The organism is Hydrogenophaga sp. SNF1, from assembly GCF_034421675.1.
Classification (GTDB): Bacteria; Pseudomonadota; Gammaproteobacteria; order Burkholderiales; family Burkholderiaceae_C; genus Hydrogenophaga; species Hydrogenophaga borbori.
The window spans coordinates 1,413,386-1,431,128 of sequence record NZ_CP139793.1; the positions used below are offsets into that span (position 1 = coordinate 1,413,386).

A 17,743-nucleotide genomic window follows, 5' to 3' on the forward strand; every position below is an offset into this window, starting at 1 on the left:
TTCGACCGCCCGTGCTCCGCAGGTCTTGTTCTACCGAGTAACTGAATACTGATATGACCTTGTTGGCCATTCTTGTCGGCACCGTCGCGGCCGGTGTCGGCAGCGTGTGGATCGCGGCGCTGTTGGGCTACGCCATGCTGGCGCGCTTCACGCAGCACATGCTCAGCCTGGCGGCCGGCGCCCTGCTGGCCACGGCCTTCATGCACCTGCTGCCCGAGGCCTTCGAGAGCGCGGCCGGCGCGCACGAGCTGTTCGCGCTGCTGCTGGGCGGCCTGGTGTTCTTCTTCCTGCTCGACAAGGCCGAGCTCTGGCACCACGGCCACGAGCATGGCCATGAACACGGCCAGGAGGCCGGGGACGGGCACGCCCACCACCACCACCACCACGGGCACCACCACCACGAGGAGCGGCGCGCCGGCGGCTGGGCCGTGCTGCTGGGCGACAGCGTGCACGCCTTCGGCGACGGCATCCTGATCGCCTCGGCCTTCGTGGCCGACCTGCGGCTGGGCGTGGTGGCGGCACTGGCGGTGCTCGCGCATGAGGTGCCGCACCACATGGGCGACCTGGTGGTGTTGCGCCAGACCTCGCGCTCGCCGCGCGCGGCCCTGCTCAAGGTGTCGATGGCGGGCACGGTCACGGCCCTGGGCGGCCTGGTGGGCTACGCGCTGCTGGCCTCGCTGGACGACTGGCTGCCGTACTTCCTGGTGGCGGCCTCCAGCAGCTTCGTCTACGTGGCCCTGGCCGACCTGATCCCGCAGCTGCAGAAGCGGCTGAGCCTGCGCGAGACGGCGGCGCAGATCGCCTGGCTGGCGGTGGGCATCGGCATGGTCACGCTGGTGAGCGGCCTGGCGCACGGCGGGCACTGATCGCGCCGGGCCGGGCGCCCGATCACAGCTTCTGCGACTCGCTCTCGCTCCAGCGCGGCGGGTTGCCAAAACCGAAGCGGAAGGTGGCGCCCTGGCCGACGGCGCCTTCGGCCGAGAGCCGGCCGTCGTGCCGCTCGATGATGCGGCGCACCGTGGCCAGGCCGATGCCGGTGCCCTCGAACTCGCTGGGCCGGTGCAGGCGCTGGAAGGGTTTGAAGAGCTGGTCGACGTACTTCATGTCGAAGCCCACGCCGTTGTCGCGCACGAAGAAGCTGGGCGTGCCGTCCTCGGCAATGCCGTCCAGGCCGAACTCGATGTGGGCCTCCTCGCGGTCGCGCGTGTATTTCAGCGCGTTGCCGATGAGGTTTTCCAGCACGATGCGGGCCAGGCGCGGGTCGCAGTCGGCCTCCAGGCCTTGCGCCAGCTCGGCGCGCACGCGGCGCTGCGGCGCGCGTGCCAGTTCGTGGTCGAGCACGCTGCGCGCGAGCTCGCTGAGGTCGATGGGGCTGCGCTGCAGCACACCCTGGCTCACGCGCGCCAGCGCCAACAGGTCGTTGATGATGGCGCCCATGCGCTGAGAGGACTGCAGCACGCGGTCGAACAGCTGCTGCGTGTCCTCGTCGAGTTTGCCATCGAGCTGCTCCTGCATGAGGCGCGTGAAGCCGTCGATGGCGCGCAGCGGCGACTTGAGGTCGTGCGAGACGGAGTAGGCGAAGGCGTCGAGTTCGGCGTTGAGCTTCTGCAGCTCGGCCGTGCGCTCGCGCACGCGCTGCTCCAGCGTTTCGTTCAGGCTCACGATCTCGCGCTCGCGGCGCAGGCGCAGCAGCTCGGCGTTGGCGCGGCTGGCGAAGATGGAGATGAGGGCCTGGACGTCGGCCTTCACCGTCACCGGCGCGCGCCACATGGCGATGAGCATGCCCGTGGCCTGGCCGTCGGCGTCGCGCAGCGCCTGGCCCAGGTAGGCCTGGAAGCCCTGGGCGCGCAGCTGCGGCGCGTTGGGGTAGTTCTCGGCCAGCTGGGCGGTGCAGGTCATCAGGCCGGTCTGGCGCAGGGTGTCGGCGCAGGGCGTGCCGACCACGTTGAAGCGGAAGTTGCGCGCGGCGCGGCCGTCGCGCCACACGCCCAGGGTCTGCAGTTCACCGTCGTCGGTGGTCTCGGCCAGGGCCACGAGGTTGGCGCCGATGGCGTTGCTCAGGGTCTCCGCCAGCGCGGCGAAGAAGGCCTCGCCGGTTTCGGCTGCCACGCCCTTGGCCACCTCGAGCAGCAGGGCCTCGCGGCGCTTTTCCTCGCTGACGTTGACGCTGGAGGACAGGATGCAGGGCTCGCCGTCGATGTCGACGATCTCGGCCCAGACACGCGAGTCGACCAGCGTGCCGTCCTTGTGCCGCATCTGCGTGTCGTAGCCGTCCACGTGGCCGTCGCGGCGCAGGCGCTCGATGAAGCGCTCGCGGTCCTCTGGCGTGAGCCAGGCGCCGACCTCCACCGAGGTGCGCCCCAGCAGCTCCTCGGGTTCGAGGCCCTGCGCCTTGTCCTTGGCGCGGTTCACTTCCAGGAAGCGGCCGTCGGACAGGCGCGTGATGGTGAGATTGAGCGGCGCGAAGTGGAAGGCCTTGGAGAACAGCGCCTCGGAGCGCTGCAGGCGGCGGATGAGTTCTTCGCGGCCGGTCATGTCGCTCACCGTGGTGATGATGAGCCGGTCCTCTTCGTCGTTGCCCATCTCGCTGGAGACCATGGCGTCGAACTCGCTGCCGTCGGCGCGGCGGCCGCGGGCGCGGTGCTGGGCGATGTGGCGCTCGGCGATCAGGCGCTCCATGTAGCGCTCGCGCTCCATGGGGTCGGCCCAGAGGAAGGTGTCCTGTCGGCCCAGCACCTGGCCGCGCCGGTGGCCGTAGCAGCGCTCGAAGGCGGGGTTGACGTCGAGGATGGCGCCCGTGCGCGCGGACTGCGCGATCATGGGGCTCGGGCTGGAGCGGAAGATGCGCGTGAAGCGTTCCAGGCTGCGGTCGCGCTCCTGCTCGGTCTGGTGGCGCCGCTCGAGCTCGTGTCGCAGGCGCTGCAGTGCACGGAGGCTGACGGCGCGGCCGTGCATGACGACCAGTCCCACGACAACCAGGGTGGTGGCCTGCGTGAGCCACACGCGCAGGTTCATCGAGAAGTTGGGTGTGTGCGCGAAGCCGCCCTGGGCTTCGATCCAACCCAGCAGGCCCAGCAGCGCGGCGGTGACCACCACCGAGGCCAGCAGCGCGCGCCGTCCGAGAAAGATGCCCGCCCCGACCACCGCGGCCACGAACAGGAAGTTGACCGCCGTGCGCACCGAGCCATAGGCGATCACCGAGAAGGTGGCGGTGGCCAGTACGCCCAGGATGACCAGCGCGGCCACCGGTTCCGGCGAGAGCCGGCGCGTGCGCAGCGCCAGCCAGCAGGCCCAGGCGATGGCCGACAGGGCGCCGGCGATGGTGGCCTCGCTCTGCTCGGGTGGCGACAGCAGCAGGTCCACGGCGGCGATGCCCAGGGCCGCGATGCCGACCACCATGCAGACCCACAGCAGGGTCTTGCGCAGGTCCGCCGCGTCGGGCGTCTCGGCCCGCGCCGATACGCCGACCGAGTCAGGCCCTTGCATCAGCCTCTCGCACGTGGCGTTCCCTCGGTGTTGCACCAGGCGCTCCAGCTGCCCGGGTACAGGGTGGTGGTGCCCAGGCCGGCGACGGCCATGGCCAGCAGGTTGGGCACGGCGCTCACGCCGCTGCCGCATTGGTGCACCACGCCGGCGGGGTCGCGGCCGCCCAGCAGTGCGTCGAATTCGCGGCGCAGCTGGTCGGCGGGCTTGAGGCGGCCGTCGGCCTGCAGGTTTTCGCCGAAGGGGCGGTTGAGCGCACCCGGGACGTGGCCCGCCACCGGGTCCAGCGGCTCGACCTCGCCGCGAAAGCGCGCACCCGCGCGCGCGTCGATGACGGTGGTGTCGGCCCGGCCCAGGCGGGCTTGCAGGCCCGCCGTGTCCACCGTGGGCGCCAGCGAAGGCCCCAGGCGGAAGCCGCCCGCCGGGCGGGCCTGCGCCGGGCCGCTGTCCAGCGCGCCGCCGGCGGCTTTCCAGGCGGCCAGGCCGCCGTCGAGCACGGCCACGGCCTCGTGGCCGCACCAGCGCAGCATCCACCACAGCCGGCCGCAGTAGTTGAGGCCCTGGCGGTCCATGGCCACCACTTGCACGCCGGGGTTCAGGCCCAGCTCGGCCAGCCGGGCCGCGAAGCGCTCGCGGCTGGGCAGGGGGTGGCGGCCTTCGCTGGCGGGGCGGCCCTTGTCGCTGAGATCGTGGTCCAGGTCCACGTAGATCGCGCCGGGCAGGTGCTCGGCTTCGAACTGCGCGCGGCCCGCGGCCGGGTTCATCAGGTCGAAGCTGCAGTCCATCACCAGCACGGGGGCGCCCGCGTCGAGCAGGGCCCGCAGCTCGCGGACCTGAATCAACAAGTTAAGCATGCGCACATTGTGATGCAGATCGCATGCGTTTCCCGTGGCCCGGGGCTAGGGTTCTTCCGCAGGCACGGGCGGTACGGTGCGCGAGCGCAGCACGGTGGCCGCGATGCCGCTGACGACGATCAGCGCCATGCCGACCCAGCCGATCAGCGGCAGGCGGTCGCCGAACACGGTGATGCCGAACAGCGCCGCGAACACGATGCCCGAGTACTGCAGGTTGGCGACCACCATGGTGGCGCCTTGCGCGTAGGCGCGCGTCAGGCACAGCTGGCCGAACACCGCGAGCAGGCCGATGGGCAGCAGCCACAGCGCACCGGGCCAGCGCCAGGGGCTGGCGCCGACGAACAGCATGCCGAGGAGCCCCGCCAGCGCCGAGCCGAGCGAGAAGTAGAAGACCGTGCGGCTCTCCGGCTCGCCCACCTTGGACAGCGCGGCCACCTGCAGGTAGGCCAGGGCAGCGAACACGCCCGACAGCAGGCCCACCAGGCCGGCGAAGGCCTGGTCTTGGTGGAAGCTGGGCCGCAGCATGAGGCCCACGCCCACGAAGCCCGCGATCACCGTGAAGAACAGCGGCGCCTGCTCGCGAACCGGCGAGCCGCGCGCCTGCGTGAGCACCGCGCCGCCCAGCAGGAAGGTGGCGATCCACACGCTGCTCATGTAGTTGAGCGTCATGGCCGTGGCCAGCGGCAGCAGGGCGATGGCGTAGAACCAGGCGGTGAGCGAGATCGTGCCGACCAGGCTGCGCCAGGCGTGCATCATGGGTACCCGGGTGGCCAGCGACACTCCCTGCCAGCGCGACAGGCCCCACAGGAAGGCCATGCCCACGAGGCCGCGGTAGAACACGGTCTCGAAGCTGTTGAAGTGCGCGGCGGCGAACTTGATGCACACGCCCATGCTCGCGAAGAAGAGGGACGCGAGCAGCATCCAGAGTGCCTGCATGACCTAACCCCCACGCTCCGTCGCTGCGCGGGTCGCTAACCCCCGGGGAGGCGCGTTTCGCCTGGGGGCGACCCGACGGCGAAACCCACTCGCATTGGCTGTCATGTGTGGTGCGCCATCAGCCCTGGAAGGCCGCTCCCATCTTCTCGCGGTACCACTCGTGGAAGTGCTGCATGCCGTCTTCCATGGGGCTCTGGTAGGGGCCGACCTCGTTGTCGCCGCGCGCCAGCAGGGCCTTGCGGCCCGCGTCCATGCGCTCGGCGATCTCGTCGTCCTCGATGCAGGTCTCCATGTAGGCCGCGCGCTGCGCCTCGACGAACTCGCGCTCGAAGGCGGCGATTTCCTCGGGGTAGTAGAACTCCACCATGTTGAGCGTCTTGTCCACGCTGATCGGGTGCAGCGTGGAGACGGTCAGCACATGCGGGTACCACTCCACCATGATGTGCGGGTAGTAGGTGAGCCAGATCGCGCCGTGCTCGGGCAGCTGGCCCTGGCGGTAGTTCATCAGCACGTCGTGCCAGCGCTGGTAGGTGGGGCTGCCGGCCTGGCCCAGCAGGTTCTGCGCGCCCACCGTCTGCACCGAGTACTCGGGCCGGAACTCCCAGCGCAGGTCTTCGCAGGTGACGAAGTTGCCCAGGCCCGGGTGGAAGGGCCCCACGTGGTAGTCCTCGAGGTAGACCTCGATGAAGGTCTTCCAGTTGTAGTTGCATTCGTGCAGTTCGACGTGGTCGAGCACCATGCCTTCGAAGCTCAGCGTCTCGCGCGGGCCCATGCCGGCCAGGTCGGCCTCGATGTCGCGGCCGTTGTCCTCGAACAGCAGGCCGTTCCACTCGCGCAGCCGGTAGTTGTTGAGGTTCAGGCAGGGGTCGTGCGCGAAGTGGGGCGCGCCCAGCAGTTGGCCGGCGGGGCCGGCGCCGGCGGGCGTGTGGGTGCCGCTGTAGGTCCAGCGGTGCAGGGGGCAGACGATGTTGCCGCCCGCGTGGCCGGGCTGGTGCCCCTGCAGGTTGCCGCGGCCCTTGAGCATGATGGCCTGGCGGTGGCGGCAGACGTTGGAGATCAGTTCGACGCCCGAGGGCGTGCGCACCAGCGCGCGGCCCCCGCCTTCTTGCGGCAGGGCGTGGTAGTCGCCGATGTTCGGAACGGAAAGAGCGTGCCCCACGTAGCGGGGCCCGCGCTGAAAGATCGTCTCCAGCTCGCGCTGGAACAGCGCCTGGTCGAAGTAGCTCGACACCGGGAATTGGCTTTTGGCCTGCTGCAGTTGAAGACTCAAATCAGACATGCTTGTCCTGACCTAAAGACTCCCCCTATGAAGGGGCAGGGAAGCGCTGTGCTCGTCAGACGAATTCGCGCGGGATGGGTGTGGGTGCGTCCCTCCGGGCCCGCAGGGCCCGTCGTTTCGGAAAAAAAGAGCGCGATTGTACCCCTGGGGTACATCGGGCGTGGGGCGGCGGAAATGCCCCCTCGCTAAAATGACCGCTTTGTCTCGAATGCCCCCCAGGGGTTTCTTTCCCACGAGGCCCATGACGCCACCGCCCGCCCGCAAGGCCCCCGCCGAGACACCGCCCGTGGCGCCCAGCTATGAGGCCGCGCTGCAGGAGCTGGAACAGCTCGTTGCCCAGCTCGACGCCGGCCAGCTGCCCCTTGACCAACTGCTCTCGCGCTACCAGCGCGGCGCCGAGCTGCTGGCCTTCTGTCGCGACCGCCTGCAGGCGGTGGAGCAGCAGATCCAGGTGTTCGAGGCCGGGCAGAGCAAGCCCTGGGAGGCCGAATGACGAGCGCGGTGCTGGACCAGACCTTCGTGCAGTGGCGCGGCGCGCAGCAGGCCGCGGTGGAGCAGGCGCTGTCGGGCTGGGTGCCCCTGGACGCCCCCGCTGGCCTGGGCGAGGCCATGCGCTATGCCGTGCTCGACGGCGGCAAGCGCCTGCGCCCGCTGCTGGTGCTGGCCACCTGCGAGGCCGTGGGCGGCCAGGCCGACGCCGCGATGCGCGCCGCCTGCGCGGTGGAACTCATTCACGCCTACTCCCTGGTGCACGACGACATGCCCTGCATGGACAACGACGTGCTGCGCCGGGGCAAGCCCACGGTGCACGTCCAGTTCGGCGAGGCCCAGGCCCTGCTCGCGGGCGACGCCCTGCAGGCCCTGGCCTTCGAGCTGCTGGTGCCCGGCGATGGCAGCCTGGGCGACGCCATGAGCGCGCGCCTGTGCCGCCTGCTGGCCCTGGCCGCCGGGGCCGACGGCATGGCCGGCGGCCAGGCGGTGGACCTGGCCAGCGTGGGCATCGCGCTGGACCAGCGCCAGCTGGAGGCCATGCACCGGCGCAAGACCGGCGCCTTGCTGCAGGCCAGCGTCACCATGGGCGCGGCCACCGGCGCCGTGGCGCGAGACACCCTGGCCGCGCTCGCCGACTACGGCGCCTGCGTCGGCCTGGCCTTCCAGGTGGTCGACGACATCCTCGACGTCACCGCCGATTCGGCCACACTGGGCAAGACCGCGGGCAAGGACGCCGCGGCCGACAAGCCCACCTTCGTGTCGCTCATGGGGCTGGGACCGGCCCAGACCTATGCCGACAATGTGCTGGCGCGCGCCCACGCCGCGCTGGACCGCAGCGGCCTCGAGCGGCCTGGCACGCTGCATGCCCTGGCCGACTGGGTGGCCCACCGCGCCAGCTGAGGCCCGAGAACCGTCCGTGAACGACGACGCTCCATGAACGCACCGATCACCGCCTTGCTCGACACCATCTCATCGCCGGCGCAGCTGCGCCAGCTCACGCGCCTGCAGCTCAAGCCGCTGGCGGACGAGCTGCGGCAGTTCCTGCTGAACAGCGTGGCGCGCACCGGCGGGCACCTGAGCTCCAACCTCGGCACGGTCGAACTCACCATCGCGCTGCACTACGTCTTCAACACACCCGAGGACCGGCTGGTGTGGGACGTCGGCCACCAGACCTACCCGCACAAGATCCTCACCGGCCGGCGCGACCGCATGGACACGCTGCGCCAGCTCGGCGGCATCAGCGGCTTCCCGCGCCGCGACGAGAGCGAGTACGACACCTTCGGCACCGCCCACTCGTCCACCAGCATCTCGGCCGCGCTGGGCATGGCCCTCGCGGCCAAGGCCAAGGGCGAGGACCGCCGCGCCGTGGCCATCATCGGCGACGGCGCCATGACCGCCGGCATGGCCTTCGAGGCCCTGAACAACGCCGGCGTGGCCGACGGCAAGCTGCTGGTCGTGCTCAACGACAACGACATGTCGATCTCGCCACCCGTGGGCGCGCTCAACCGCTACCTCGCGCAGCTCATGAGCGGGCAGTTCTACGCCGCCGCCAAGCACGTGGGCAAGCAGGTGCTCAAGGGCGCGCCGCCGCTGTTCGAGCTGGCCAAGCGCTTCGAGCAGCAGGCCAAGGGCATGGTGGTGCCGGCCACGCTGTTCGAGAAGTTCGGCTTCAACTACATCGGCCCCATCGACGGCCACGACCTCGACTCGCTGATCCCCACGCTGGAGAACATCCGCCAGCTCATGGACGCCCACGAGGGCCCGCAATTCCTGCACGTGGTCACCAAGAAGGGCCAGGGCTACAAGCTCGCCGAGGCCGACCCGGTGGCTTACCACGGCCCCGGCAAGTTCGATCCGGCCGTGGGCCTGACCAAGCCCGCCACGCCGCCCAAGGCCACCTTCACGCAGGTCTTCGGCCAGTGGCTGTGCGACATGGCCGCGGCCGATTCGCGCCTGGTCGGCATCACGCCGGCCATGCGCGAGGGCTCGGGCATGGTCGAGTTCCAGCGCCGCTTCCCCGACCGCTACTTCGACGTCGGCATCGCCGAGCAGCACGCCGTGACCTTCGCGGCCGGCCTGGCCTGCGAGGGCCTCAAGCCGGTGGTGGCCATCTACTCCACCTTCCTGCAGCGCGCCTACGACCAGCTCATCCACGACGTGGCGCTGCAGAACCTGCCGGTCGTCTTCGCGCTGGACCGCGCGGGCCTGGTGGGCGCCGACGGCGCCACGCACGCGGGCGCCTACGACATCGCCTACCTGCGCTGCATTCCCCAGGTGTCGGTGGCCTGCCCGGCCGACGAGGCCGAGTGCCGCCAGCTGCTGTCCACCGCTTTCGCGCAGGACCATCCAGTGGCCGTGCGCTACCCGCGCGGCGCGGGCGTGGGGGCGGCCCAGCCCGAGGGCCTGGACGGCCTGCCCTTCGGCAAGGGCGAGCTGCGCCGCAAGGGCCGCCGCGTGGCCATCCTGGCCTTCGGCACGCTGCTCTACCCCGCGCTTGGCGCGGCCGAGCGGCTGGGTGCCACGGTGGCGAACATGCGCTGGGCCAAGCCGCTCGACACCGACCTGCTGCGCGAGATCGCGCGCACGCACGAGGCCATCGTCACGGTGGAAGAGGGCTGCGTGATGGGCGGCGCCGGCAGCGCGGTGATGGAAGCGCTGCAGGCCGAGGGCCTTCAATTGCCCGTGCTGGCACTGGGCCTGCCCGACAGCTTCATCGAGCACGGCGACCCGGCCAAGCTGCTGTCCCTGCAGGGCCTGGACGCCGCCGGCATCGAGCGCAGCGTGCGCGAGCGCTTCGGCGCGCTCCTGGACGGTGCGTCGGGCCTGAAGGTCGTAGCCTGATTCCCGGCCGCGCTCAGCCTGACGCCAGGCTGAACGCTTCCCCCGGGCAAGCCCTCGCTTCGAGGGAAAACCCCCGAGGTGAGCGCGGGGTCGATTTCTAGAATTCCGTGGCCCTCTGGGGCGCCCGCACGCAGTGGCGGGCCGACATAACCACCACGGAGTTGAAACACATGGACCGTCGCTCTCTCATCCGGCATGCCGGAGTCGCCGGCGTGCTCGCTGCCGGCATCGCGCCTGCGGTACACGCCCAGGCCACCATCCGCTGGCGCCTGACATCCAGCTTCCCCAAGGCACTGGACACCATCCACGGCGCCGCCGACGTCTTCGCCAGCAGCATCAAGGCGATGTCGGGCGGCAAGTTCGAGGTCAGCGTGCACGCGCCGGGCGAACTGGTGCCAGCGCTCGGCGTCGTCGACGCGGTGCAGGCCGGCACGGTGGAGATGGGCCACACGGCGCCCTACTACTTCTTCGGCAAGGACCCGACCTTCGCCATGGCCACCGCCATTCCTTTCGGCCTGAACAGCCGCCAGCTCACGGCCTGGATGTACGACGGCAACGGCCTCAAGCTGTTCCGCGAGTTCTACGACCAGTACAACATCGTCAACTTCCCCGGCGGCAACACCGGCGCGCAAATGGGCGGCTGGTACCGCAAGGAAATCAAGACCGCGGCCGACATCAAGGGCCTGAAGATGCGCATCGGCGGCTTCGCCGGCCAGGTGCTCACGCGCATGGGCGGTGTGCCGCAGAACATCCCCGGCGGCGAGATCTACCAGGCGCTGGAGAAGGGCACCATCGACGCCACCGAATGGGTGGGCCCGTACGACGACGAGAAGCTGGGCTTTCAGAAGGTCGCCAAGAACTACTACTACCCGGGCTGGTGGGAGGGTGGCGCGCAGCTCGAGTTCTACGTCAACAAGGCCGCCTACAACGGCCTGTCGGCCGAGCACAAGGCCATGGTCGAGAACGCCGCCTCGCACGCCCACACGGTGATGCAGGCCCGCTACGACGCGCGCAACCCCGCGGCCCTCAAGCGCCTGGTGGCCGGCGGCGCGAAGGTGCTGGCCTTCCCCAAGCCGATCATGGACCTGGCCTTCAAGGAGTCCATGGGCCTGTACGAGGAGCTCAACGCCTCCAACCCCCACTGGAAGAAGATCTACGCCGACTATTCGAACTTCCGCCGGGACCAGAACCTGTGGTTCCGCTTCACCGAGGCCCAGTTCGACCGCTACATGCAATCGGCTAAGCTCTGAGCCTCGCCGGCCCCCGGGCCGGCACCCCGCCACGGCGGGGTTTTTTTCTCGGGCCTTCGTGGCCCCTGTCCCGCGGGTGACACGCCCGCGGGGCCCCCGGCCAAGCGGCCACCGCCGCGCGGCCCACGCCCATACCCATGGGGTTCACATGCAAGCCTTACTTTCGATCTCTCGATTCATCGACGCCATCAACGACCGCATCGGCCGGCTGATGATGTGGTTCGTTCTCGCGGCCACGCTCATCAGCGCGGTCAACGCCATCGTCCGCAAGGTGTTCGGCACCAGCTCCAACGCCTGGCTGGAGGTGCAGTGGTACCTGTTCGCCGCGGTGTTCCTGCTGGGCGGCGGCTACGCCTTCCTGCGCAACGCGCACGTGCGCATCGACTTCCTGTCCTCCAAGTTCAGCGCGCGCCAACGCAACTGGGTGGACATCCTCGGCATCGTCATCTTCCTCGCGCCGCTGTGCCTGCTCATGATGTATGAAGGGTGGCCGGTGTTCGCGCGCGCCTGGGCGTCGGGCGAGATGTCGTCCAACGCCGGTGGCCTCATCCGCTGGCCGGTGTACCTGCTGATTCCGCTGGGTTTTGCCATCCTGCTGTTGCAGGGTTGCTCCGAGATCGTCAAGCGCGCGGCGTTTCTGAGCGGCCGAGGCCCCGACGTGCTGGCCCACAAGGAGCCCGAAGAGGCCGATTTCCTGGTGCGAGAAATGTCCGAGGCCGACACCGCCTCCCATAAGAAGGCTTGAGCGAGCGCACCATGGTCGAATTCCTCACCCACAATTTTGTGCCCTTGTTGTTCGGTGGCCTGCTGGCCTTCCTGCTGTCGGGCTTCCCGGTCGCCTTCGCCCTCGCGGCCACAGGCCTGTTCTTCGGCTACGTCGGCATGGAGATCGGGCTCTTTCCGTCCGGCCTGTTCCAGGCCCTGCCGCTGCGCGTGTTCGGGATCATGCAGAACGAGACGCTGCTGGCCATCCCGTTCTTCACACTCATGGGCATCATCCTGGAGCGCAGCCGCATGGCCGAGGCGCTGCTGTCGACCGTGGCCCAGGTGTTCGGCCCGGTGCGCGGCGGCCTGGCCGTGGCGGTGATTCTCGTGGGCGCGCTGCTCGCGGCCACCACCGGCGTGGTCGCCGCCGCCGTGATCTCCATGGGCCTGATCTCGCTGCCCATCATGCTGCGCTACGGGTACAACCGCACCATCGCCATGGGCACCATCACGGCCTCGGGCACCTTGGCGCAGGCCATCCCCCCCTCGCTGGTGCTGATCGTGCTGGCCGACCAGATGGGCCGTTCGGTGGGCGACATGTACGCCGGCGCGCTGGTCCCGGGTCTGATGCTCGTGGGCCTGTACCTGCTGTTCATTGCCGTGGTGGCCATCGTGCTGCCCAAGTGGGTGCCGGCGCTGCCCAAGGAAGCGCGCATCTACTCGGAGCCCAGCGGCGCCTCGGGCCACCGCTCGCTGCTGGTGCTGCTGGTGATCTGCGCGGTGGCCGGCTGGATCTGGGCCCGCAACCACGAGGCCATCATCAACCCCCTGATCGGTCGCCAGATGGCGCCCGGTGGCGACGAGGTGGTGATCATGTCCATCAGCGTCGCATCGGTGCTCGCGCTGGTGCTGGCGCTGCTCAACCGCCTGTTTCGCCTGGGCCTGCTCTCGCGCCTGGCCGAGCAGGTCACCTTCGTGCTCATCCCGCCGCTGGTGCTGATCTTCCTCGTGCTGGGCACCATCTTCCTGGGCGTGGCCACGCCCACCGAAGGCGGCGCCATGGGCGCGCTGGGCGCGCTCATCATGGCCGCGGGCCGGCGCACGCTGAGCCTCCAGCTGCTGCGCGAAGCGCTGGAGAGCACCACCAAGCTGTCCATCTTCGTGCTGTTCATCCTGATCGGCTCCACGGTCTTCAGCTTCACCTTCAACGCGGCTGACGGCCACATCTGGGTCGAGCACCTGTTCGACAAGCTGCCCGGCGGACAGATAGGCTTCCTGATCGTCGTGAACTTCCTGGTATTCGTGCTGGGCATGTTCATCGACTTCTTCGAGATCGCCTTCATCGTGGTGCCGTTGCTGGTGCCCGTGGCCCAGAGCCTGGACATCAACCTGATCTGGTTCGGCGTGATCCTCGCGATGAACATGCAGACCTCCTTCCTCACGCCGCCCTTCGGCTTCGCGCTGTTCTACCTGCGCAGCGTCGCCGCGCGCCAGGACTACACGGACAAGGTCACCGGTCAGCTGATCCCGGCGGTCACCACGGCGCAGATCTACAAGGGCTCGATCGCCTTCATCGTCCTTCAACTGATCATGGTCGCCGTGGTCATGCTCAACCCGGGCATCGTGGTCGGCAGCCTGGGCAAACCCGTCAAGGTGGACAACGCGACCGTGCAGGAGATGCTGCGCGAGATGGCGCCGCCGTCCGAGGACAGCGGCTACGGCACGGAGGAAGAGACGCCGTCGGCAGAGCCGTCCGCCGACGGGCTCAAGCCCGAGCCAGAAGAAGCGGCGCCGGCGGAGGTCGACCCGAACAAGGCGCTGGAAGACGCGCTGAAACCCAAAGGCAACTGAGACCGAGCGCATGCAGATCGACGTCAAGATCCTCGACCCGCGCATGGCGGGCCAGTTGCCCGCCTACGCCACGCCGGGCAGCGCCGGGCTGGACCTGCGCGCCTGCCTGGACGCCCCGCTGCACCTGGCGCCCAACGCCTGGCAACTGGTGCCCACCGGCCTGGCCATCCACCTGGCCGACCCGGGCTACGCGGCGCTGATCCTGCCGCGCTCGGGCCTGGGCCACAAACACGGCATCGTGCTGGGCAACCTCGTTGGCCTGATCGACAGCGACTACCAGGGCCAGCTCATGGTGAGCGCCTGGAACCGCAGCGACGTGGCCTTCACCATCGAGCCCATGGAGCGCCTGGCGCAGATGGTCATCGTGCCCGTGGTGCAGGCGCGCTTCAACGTGGTCGACGACTTCGCGGCCGAGAGCGCCCGCGGCGCGGGCGGCTACGGCTCGACGGGACGAGGCTGAAAAACTTCCGCCGCACCAGCCACGCAACCAAGAGGCGCCGCGGAACCGGCTTTGCCGGGCCGCAGGCGCCGCCCCCTTGAGGGGGGCGCGAAGCGCGGCGGGGGTGTTTCTTGTCAGTGCAGGGTCGGCGGGACCGGCGGCGACTGCGCCGGGTCCGTCACGTCGAGCTGGGTGCGAAAGAAGCCCGCCCCCAGCGTGCCCTGACCGATCTCTTCCTCCGTGGCCTCGCGCACCGCGTGCAGCTTGAGGTGGATGCGGATGGCGATGCCCGCGAGCGGGTGGTTGCCGTCGAGCACCACGTGGTCGGGGTAGATGTCGCTCACGAAGAAGAGGCGGTCGCGCGGCGCGGCGGGGTTGCAGCCGGGGGGCAGGCCCTCGAAGCCCATGCCCTCTTCCAGCTGCTCGGGGAAGCGGTCGCGCGGCTCCAGGAACAGCAGCTGGTCGTCGTAGTCGCCGAAGGCGTCGAGCGGCTCCAGGTGCAGGTCCAGCGTGTCGCCGGCCACGTGGCCCTGCAGGGCCTCTTCGATCTTGCCGAGCAGGTCGTTGCCGCCGACGAGGAACTCGACCGGCTCCTCCAGCACGTCGAGTTCCTCGCCCAGCGTGTCCTTCAGGGTCCAGGAGAGCGCCACGACGCACTGGGGCGTCACGGCCATCGGGGAAGCGGCGTCGGATTTCATCGGACAATTCTCCCATGAGCCCCAACACCGGCCCGAGCACCGCCCCCCTGTCCGACGAACCGCTGGCCCTGCTCGGCGGCCTCAGCCCCGAGCGCTTCATGCGCCGCCACTGGCAGAAGAAGCCCTTGCTGATCCGCCAGGCCATCCCGGGCTTCCAACCGCCGCTGGCGCGCGCCGCCCTGTTCGAGCTGGCCGGGCGGGAGGGTGTCGAGTCGCGGCTCGTCGAGCACGCCCGCGCCGGCTGGCGTCTGCGCCACGGCCCGTTCGCTCGGCGCGCGCTGCCGCCGCAGAACCGGCCGCGCTGGACGCTGCTGGTGCAGGGCGTGGACCTGCACAGCGACGCCGCGCACGCGCTGCTGCAGCGCTTCCGCTTCGTGCCCGACGCGCGGCTGGACGACCTCATGGTGTCCTGGGCCAGCGAGGGCGGCGGCGTGGGTCCGCACTTCGACAGCTACGACGTCTTCCTGTTGCAGGCCACGGGCCGGCGGCGCTGGCGCATCGGCCGCCAGAAGGACCTGAGCCTGCGGCCCGGCGTGCCGCTCAAGATCCTCCAGCACTTCGAGCCGGAAGAGGAGTTCGTGCTGGAGCCCGGCGACATGCTCTACCTGCCACCGCGCTGGGCGCACGACGGCGAGGCCGTGGGCGGCGATTGCATGACCTGCTCGATCGGCTTTCGCGCGCCGCAGCGCGGTGGCCTGGCCGGCGAACTGCTGCAGCGCATGGCCGACGCGCTGGAGGACGACACCCTCTACCGCGACCCGGCGCAGGCCGCCACCGCGCAGCCCGCCCGGCTGCCCGAGGGCCTGCAGGCCTTCGCGGCCGACGCGCTGCAGCGCCTGCTGGGCGAGCGCGAGGCGCTGGCGCTGGCCCTGGGCGAGGTGATGACCGAGCCCAAGCCCCACACCTGGTTCGACGAGCCCGCCAGCGCCTGGGCGCCCGGCGCCTTGCGGCTGGATCGGCGCACGCGCATGATGTACGACGACCGCCACGTGTTCATCAATGGCGAGGGCCTGCGCGCCGGCGGCGCCGACGCGCGCCTCATGCGCCGCCTGGCCGACCAGCGACGCTTGAGCGCGGACGACACCCGACGGGCCAGCGCCGAGGCCCAGGCCGTGCTGGCCGACTGGTTCGAGGCCGGCTGGCTGCACCACGACACCGAGTGAGCGAGGAAAGCCCATGTCCGACGCCGAAGCCCGCGACAGCCCCGCGCCCGACCCGGTGGAATTGCCCGAAGGCCGGCTGGTCGGGCGCGTGGCCTTCGCCGATGCGGTGCGCCAGGGCATCGGCGCGGCGGCCTCGCAGGCCTGGCCGATGCTCTGGCTGGTGGACGATGACTTCGCCGACTGGCCGCTCGGGGAGCGCTCGGTTATCGCGGCGCTGAACGCCTGGGCCCAGCGGGGGCGCCGCATGCGCCTGCTGGCGCGCGACTTCAGCGCCTTGCGCACCCTGCACCCGCGCTTCACGGCCTGGCGCACCACCTGGGCCCACCTGATCGAGGCCCACGCCGTGCCACAGGCCTCGCCGCACGAGCTGCCCGGCGTGATCTGGACCGCGGACTGGACGCTGGAGCGTCTGGACCCGGTGCGCTGCAGCCTCGTGGCCAGCCGCGCGCCCGAGCGCCGCGTGGCGCTGCACGAGCGCCTGGACGAGTGGTGGATGAAGGGGCGGCCGGCCTTCGCGCCAACCACCTTGGGCCTGTAAGGCCGCGCGCCAAGCGCGGCGGGGGGATTACAGATCCGCGGCCAGCAGCTGCACGATGCGCTGCGCATTCGCCGAGCCGTCGGGCTGGCCCTGCGCGTCGAGCACCGACACCGTGGTCAGCTCGGCCTCGCTCTTGACGACGATGCGGTAGCGCTGCGGCGTGGGCTGCTTGTCGTCGGCGCCGAACATGCGGGCGAAGAAGCCGGGCTTCTCACCCGGCTTGGCCGGCTCCACGTAGCGCACGAAGTAGGTGCCTTCGCTGCGGTTGCGGTCTTCCACCGTGAAGCCGCTGCGATCCAGCGACAGGCCCACGCGGCGCCAGGCGCGGTCGAAGTTGTCCTCGAACTGCAGCGCCGGCCGGTTGTTCACCGTGGTCACGCGCGCGGCCTGCGACTTCGTGGGCGCGGTGGCGGCCACCGCTTGGGCCTGGGTCTCGCTCACGCCGAGCTTGACCATCAGGCGGCGCAGGAATTCGGCTTCGAGCTCCGGGTCGGCCGGGCGGGGCTGCCACGCGGTCTGGTTCTCGCGCTGGTTGGCATAGACCTCGACCATGCCGCGGTGGGTGATGTAGATCTCGGTGCCGCCGCTGGCGTTGCGCTCCAGCCGGGTGCGGAACTTGTCGTACTCGCCGGTGGAATAGAGGCTGTCGAACAGGCGGCCGATGGTGCGCCGGATGATGTCCTGCGGCAGCTTGGCGCGGTTCTCGGCCCAGTCGGTTTCCATGATGCCCAGGGTTTCCTGGTCGGTCTCGAGCAGGAAGCCGTTCTCCTGCCAGAAGTCGCGGATGGGGCCCCACAGCTGGCCGGCCGGGCGGTTGACCACCAGCCAGCGCTGCGAGCCGGCGCGTTCGATGCGCACGTCGCCCACCTCCACGGTGGCGGTGCCGCTGCCCTGTGCGGCGGCGGCATTGGCCTGGCCGGCCTGGAAGCCGCTGGCGGTGACGGCCGAGCCCGGCACCACGTAGCGCGACTCGCGGCTGAGCTGCGTCAGGTCGGGCGGCACATCCAGCCGTTTGCCTTCCTGCGCGGTCTTGTAGTCGATCTTGTCCTCTTTGAGGATGGAACAACCCGTGGCGAGCAGCGCAGCGCACGCGATCAGGCCGAGGCGAAGGAGCGGACGTGCGGAGTGGGCGAATGAGCGCATCGGCATGAGGGGTAAGGGCAGAAGAACGGGAAGGTGGCTTCAGTGTCCCGCGCGCGTGCCTTGTGGAGTGG

At 70.2% G+C, this 17,743-nt stretch carries 16 protein-coding genes; 10 read left to right on the forward strand and 6 right to left on the reverse strand.

What is annotated here, in order from left to right; all coding sequences use genetic code 11:
• Positions 1 to 53: 53 nt before the first annotated feature.
• Positions 54 to 866, forward strand: a complete 813-nt coding sequence (locus tag SOM08_RS06890) for a ZIP family metal transporter (protein WP_322470369.1) — start codon at positions 54 to 56, stop codon at positions 864 to 866.
• 22 nt (positions 867 to 888) lie between these two features.
• Here SOM08_RS06890 and SOM08_RS06895 read toward each other — a convergent pair whose 3' ends face one another.
• The 4 genes from SOM08_RS06895 to SOM08_RS06910 form a co-directional block, all read right to left on the reverse strand.
• On the reverse strand, positions 889 to 3,486 hold the full coding sequence (locus tag SOM08_RS06895) for a PAS domain S-box protein (RefSeq protein WP_116958045.1): 2,598 nt from the start codon (positions 3,484 to 3,486) through the stop codon (positions 889 to 891).
• Positions 3,486 to 4,337 (reverse strand): sulfurtransferase, encoded by an 852-nt coding sequence (locus SOM08_RS06900; protein WP_116958044.1) that lies wholly within the window; start codon positions 4,335 to 4,337, stop codon positions 3,486 to 3,488. The genes SOM08_RS06895 and SOM08_RS06900 overlap by 1 nt, the downstream gene beginning before the upstream one ends.
• A gap of 45 nt (positions 4,338 to 4,382) precedes the next feature.
• The gene (locus SOM08_RS06905) at positions 4,383 to 5,273 is read right to left on the reverse strand and encodes a DMT family transporter (protein WP_116958043.1); all 891 of its coding nucleotides are present in this window, start codon (positions 5,271 to 5,273) and stop codon (positions 4,383 to 4,385) included.
• Positions 5,274 to 5,391: 118 nt separating this feature from the next.
• Positions 5,392 to 6,552, reverse strand: a complete 1,161-nt coding sequence (locus tag SOM08_RS06910; RefSeq protein ID WP_116958042.1) for an aromatic ring-hydroxylating oxygenase subunit alpha — start codon at positions 6,550 to 6,552, stop codon at positions 5,392 to 5,394.
• A 241-nt stretch (positions 6,553 to 6,793) separates the two neighbouring features.
• Between SOM08_RS06910 and xseB the strand changes: the two genes are divergently transcribed.
• The 7 genes from xseB (at position 6,794) to dut (ending at position 14,151) form a co-directional block, all read left to right on the forward strand.
• A complete protein-coding gene (xseB, locus tag SOM08_RS06915; protein WP_070398796.1) occupies positions 6,794 to 7,045 on the forward strand; it encodes an exodeoxyribonuclease VII small subunit in 252 nt (83 codons plus the stop codon).
• Positions 7,042 to 7,944 (forward strand): polyprenyl synthetase family protein, encoded by a 903-nt coding sequence (locus SOM08_RS06920; RefSeq protein WP_116958041.1) that lies wholly within the window; start codon positions 7,042 to 7,044, stop codon positions 7,942 to 7,944. The genes xseB and SOM08_RS06920 overlap by 4 nt, the downstream gene beginning before the upstream one ends.
• A 33-nt stretch (positions 7,945 to 7,977) precedes the next feature.
• A complete protein-coding gene (gene dxs / locus SOM08_RS06925) occupies positions 7,978 to 9,885 on the forward strand; it encodes a 1-deoxy-D-xylulose-5-phosphate synthase (protein WP_322470370.1) in 1,908 nt (635 codons plus the stop codon).
• Positions 9,886 to 10,055: 170 nt separating this feature from the next.
• The gene (locus SOM08_RS06930; RefSeq protein ID WP_322470371.1) at positions 10,056 to 11,135 is read left to right on the forward strand and encodes a TRAP transporter substrate-binding protein; all 1,080 of its coding nucleotides are present in this window, start codon (positions 10,056 to 10,058) and stop codon (positions 11,133 to 11,135) included.
• 148 nt (positions 11,136 to 11,283) lie between these two features.
• The gene (locus SOM08_RS06935; RefSeq protein ID WP_116958038.1) at positions 11,284 to 11,880 is read left to right on the forward strand and encodes a TRAP transporter small permease subunit; all 597 of its coding nucleotides are present in this window, start codon (positions 11,284 to 11,286) and stop codon (positions 11,878 to 11,880) included.
• 11 nt (positions 11,881 to 11,891) lie between these two features.
• Positions 11,892 to 13,691, forward strand: coding sequence for a TRAP transporter large permease (locus SOM08_RS06940; protein ID WP_116958507.1), 1,800 nt, complete (start codon positions 11,892 to 11,894; stop codon positions 13,689 to 13,691).
• Between the two features lie 10 nt (positions 13,692 to 13,701).
• Entirely contained in the window at positions 13,702 to 14,151 is a 450-nt protein-coding gene (dut, locus tag SOM08_RS06945; protein ID WP_070398791.1) for a dUTP diphosphatase, read from the forward strand.
• A gap of 113 nt (positions 14,152 to 14,264) precedes the next feature.
• On the opposite strand, the gene SOM08_RS06950 is transcribed toward dut, so the two are convergent.
• Complete coding sequence (locus SOM08_RS06950) at positions 14,265 to 14,804, reverse strand: FKBP-type peptidyl-prolyl cis-trans isomerase (protein WP_116958037.1); 540 nt, start codon at positions 14,802 to 14,804, stop codon at positions 14,265 to 14,267.
• 38 nt (positions 14,805 to 14,842) lie between these two features.
• On the opposite strand from SOM08_RS06950, the gene SOM08_RS06955 reads away from it, so the two are divergent.
• Both SOM08_RS06955 and SOM08_RS06960 read left to right on the forward strand, forming a co-directional pair.
• Positions 14,843 to 15,991 carry a JmjC domain-containing protein gene (locus tag SOM08_RS06955; RefSeq protein WP_116958036.1) on the forward strand — a complete coding sequence of 383 codons (1,149 nt, stop codon included), beginning with the start codon at positions 14,843 to 14,845 and terminating at the stop codon, positions 15,989 to 15,991.
• 13 nt (positions 15,992 to 16,004) lie between these two features.
• A complete protein-coding gene (locus SOM08_RS06960; RefSeq protein ID WP_322470372.1) occupies positions 16,005 to 16,529 on the forward strand; it encodes a hypothetical protein in 525 nt (174 codons plus the stop codon).
• A gap of 27 nt (positions 16,530 to 16,556) precedes the next feature.
• Here SOM08_RS06960 and bamC read toward each other — a convergent pair whose 3' ends face one another.
• Positions 16,557 to 17,672, reverse strand: coding sequence for an outer membrane protein assembly factor BamC (bamC, locus tag SOM08_RS06965; RefSeq protein ID WP_322470373.1), 1,116 nt, complete (start codon positions 17,670 to 17,672; stop codon positions 16,557 to 16,559).
• Between the last annotated feature and the right edge of the window lie 71 nt (positions 17,673 to 17,743).

Bases quoted from the DNA above. Each gene is read 5' to 3' on its own strand.
- SOM08_RS06890 (WP_322470369.1), top strand. From the start codon at position 54: ATGACCTTGTTGGCCATTCTTGTCGGCACCGTCGCGGCCGGTGTCGGC.
- SOM08_RS06895 (WP_116958045.1), bottom strand. From the start codon at position 3,486: ATGCAAGGGCCTGACTCGGTCGGCGTATCGGCGCGGGCCGAGACGCCC.
- SOM08_RS06900 (WP_116958044.1), bottom strand. From the start codon at position 4,337: ATGCTTAACTTGTTGATTCAGGTCCGCGAGCTGCGGGCCCTGCTCGAC.
- SOM08_RS06905 (WP_116958043.1), bottom strand. From the start codon at position 5,273: ATGCAGGCACTCTGGATGCTGCTCGCGTCCCTCTTCTTCGCGAGCATG.
- SOM08_RS06910 (WP_116958042.1), bottom strand. From the start codon at position 6,552: ATGTCTGATTTGAGTCTTCAACTGCAGCAGGCCAAAAGCCAATTCCCG.
- xseB (WP_070398796.1), top strand. From the start codon at position 6,794: ATGACGCCACCGCCCGCCCGCAAGGCCCCCGCCGAGACACCGCCCGTG.
- SOM08_RS06920 (WP_116958041.1), top strand. From the start codon at position 7,042: ATGACGAGCGCGGTGCTGGACCAGACCTTCGTGCAGTGGCGCGGCGCG.
- dxs (WP_322470370.1), top strand. From the start codon at position 7,978: ATGAACGCACCGATCACCGCCTTGCTCGACACCATCTCATCGCCGGCG.
- SOM08_RS06930 (WP_322470371.1), top strand. From the start codon at position 10,056: ATGGACCGTCGCTCTCTCATCCGGCATGCCGGAGTCGCCGGCGTGCTC.
- SOM08_RS06935 (WP_116958038.1), top strand. From the start codon at position 11,284: ATGCAAGCCTTACTTTCGATCTCTCGATTCATCGACGCCATCAACGAC.
- SOM08_RS06940 (WP_116958507.1), top strand. From the start codon at position 11,892: ATGGTCGAATTCCTCACCCACAATTTTGTGCCCTTGTTGTTCGGTGGC.
- dut (WP_070398791.1), top strand. From the start codon at position 13,702: ATGCAGATCGACGTCAAGATCCTCGACCCGCGCATGGCGGGCCAGTTG.
- SOM08_RS06950 (WP_116958037.1), bottom strand. From the start codon at position 14,804: ATGGCCGTGACGCCCCAGTGCGTCGTGGCGCTCTCCTGGACCCTGAAG.
- SOM08_RS06955 (WP_116958036.1), top strand. From the start codon at position 14,843: ATGAGCCCCAACACCGGCCCGAGCACCGCCCCCCTGTCCGACGAACCG.
- SOM08_RS06960 (WP_322470372.1), top strand. From the start codon at position 16,005: ATGTCCGACGCCGAAGCCCGCGACAGCCCCGCGCCCGACCCGGTGGAA.
- bamC (WP_322470373.1), bottom strand. From the start codon at position 17,672: ATGCGCTCATTCGCCCACTCCGCACGTCCGCTCCTTCGCCTCGGCCTG.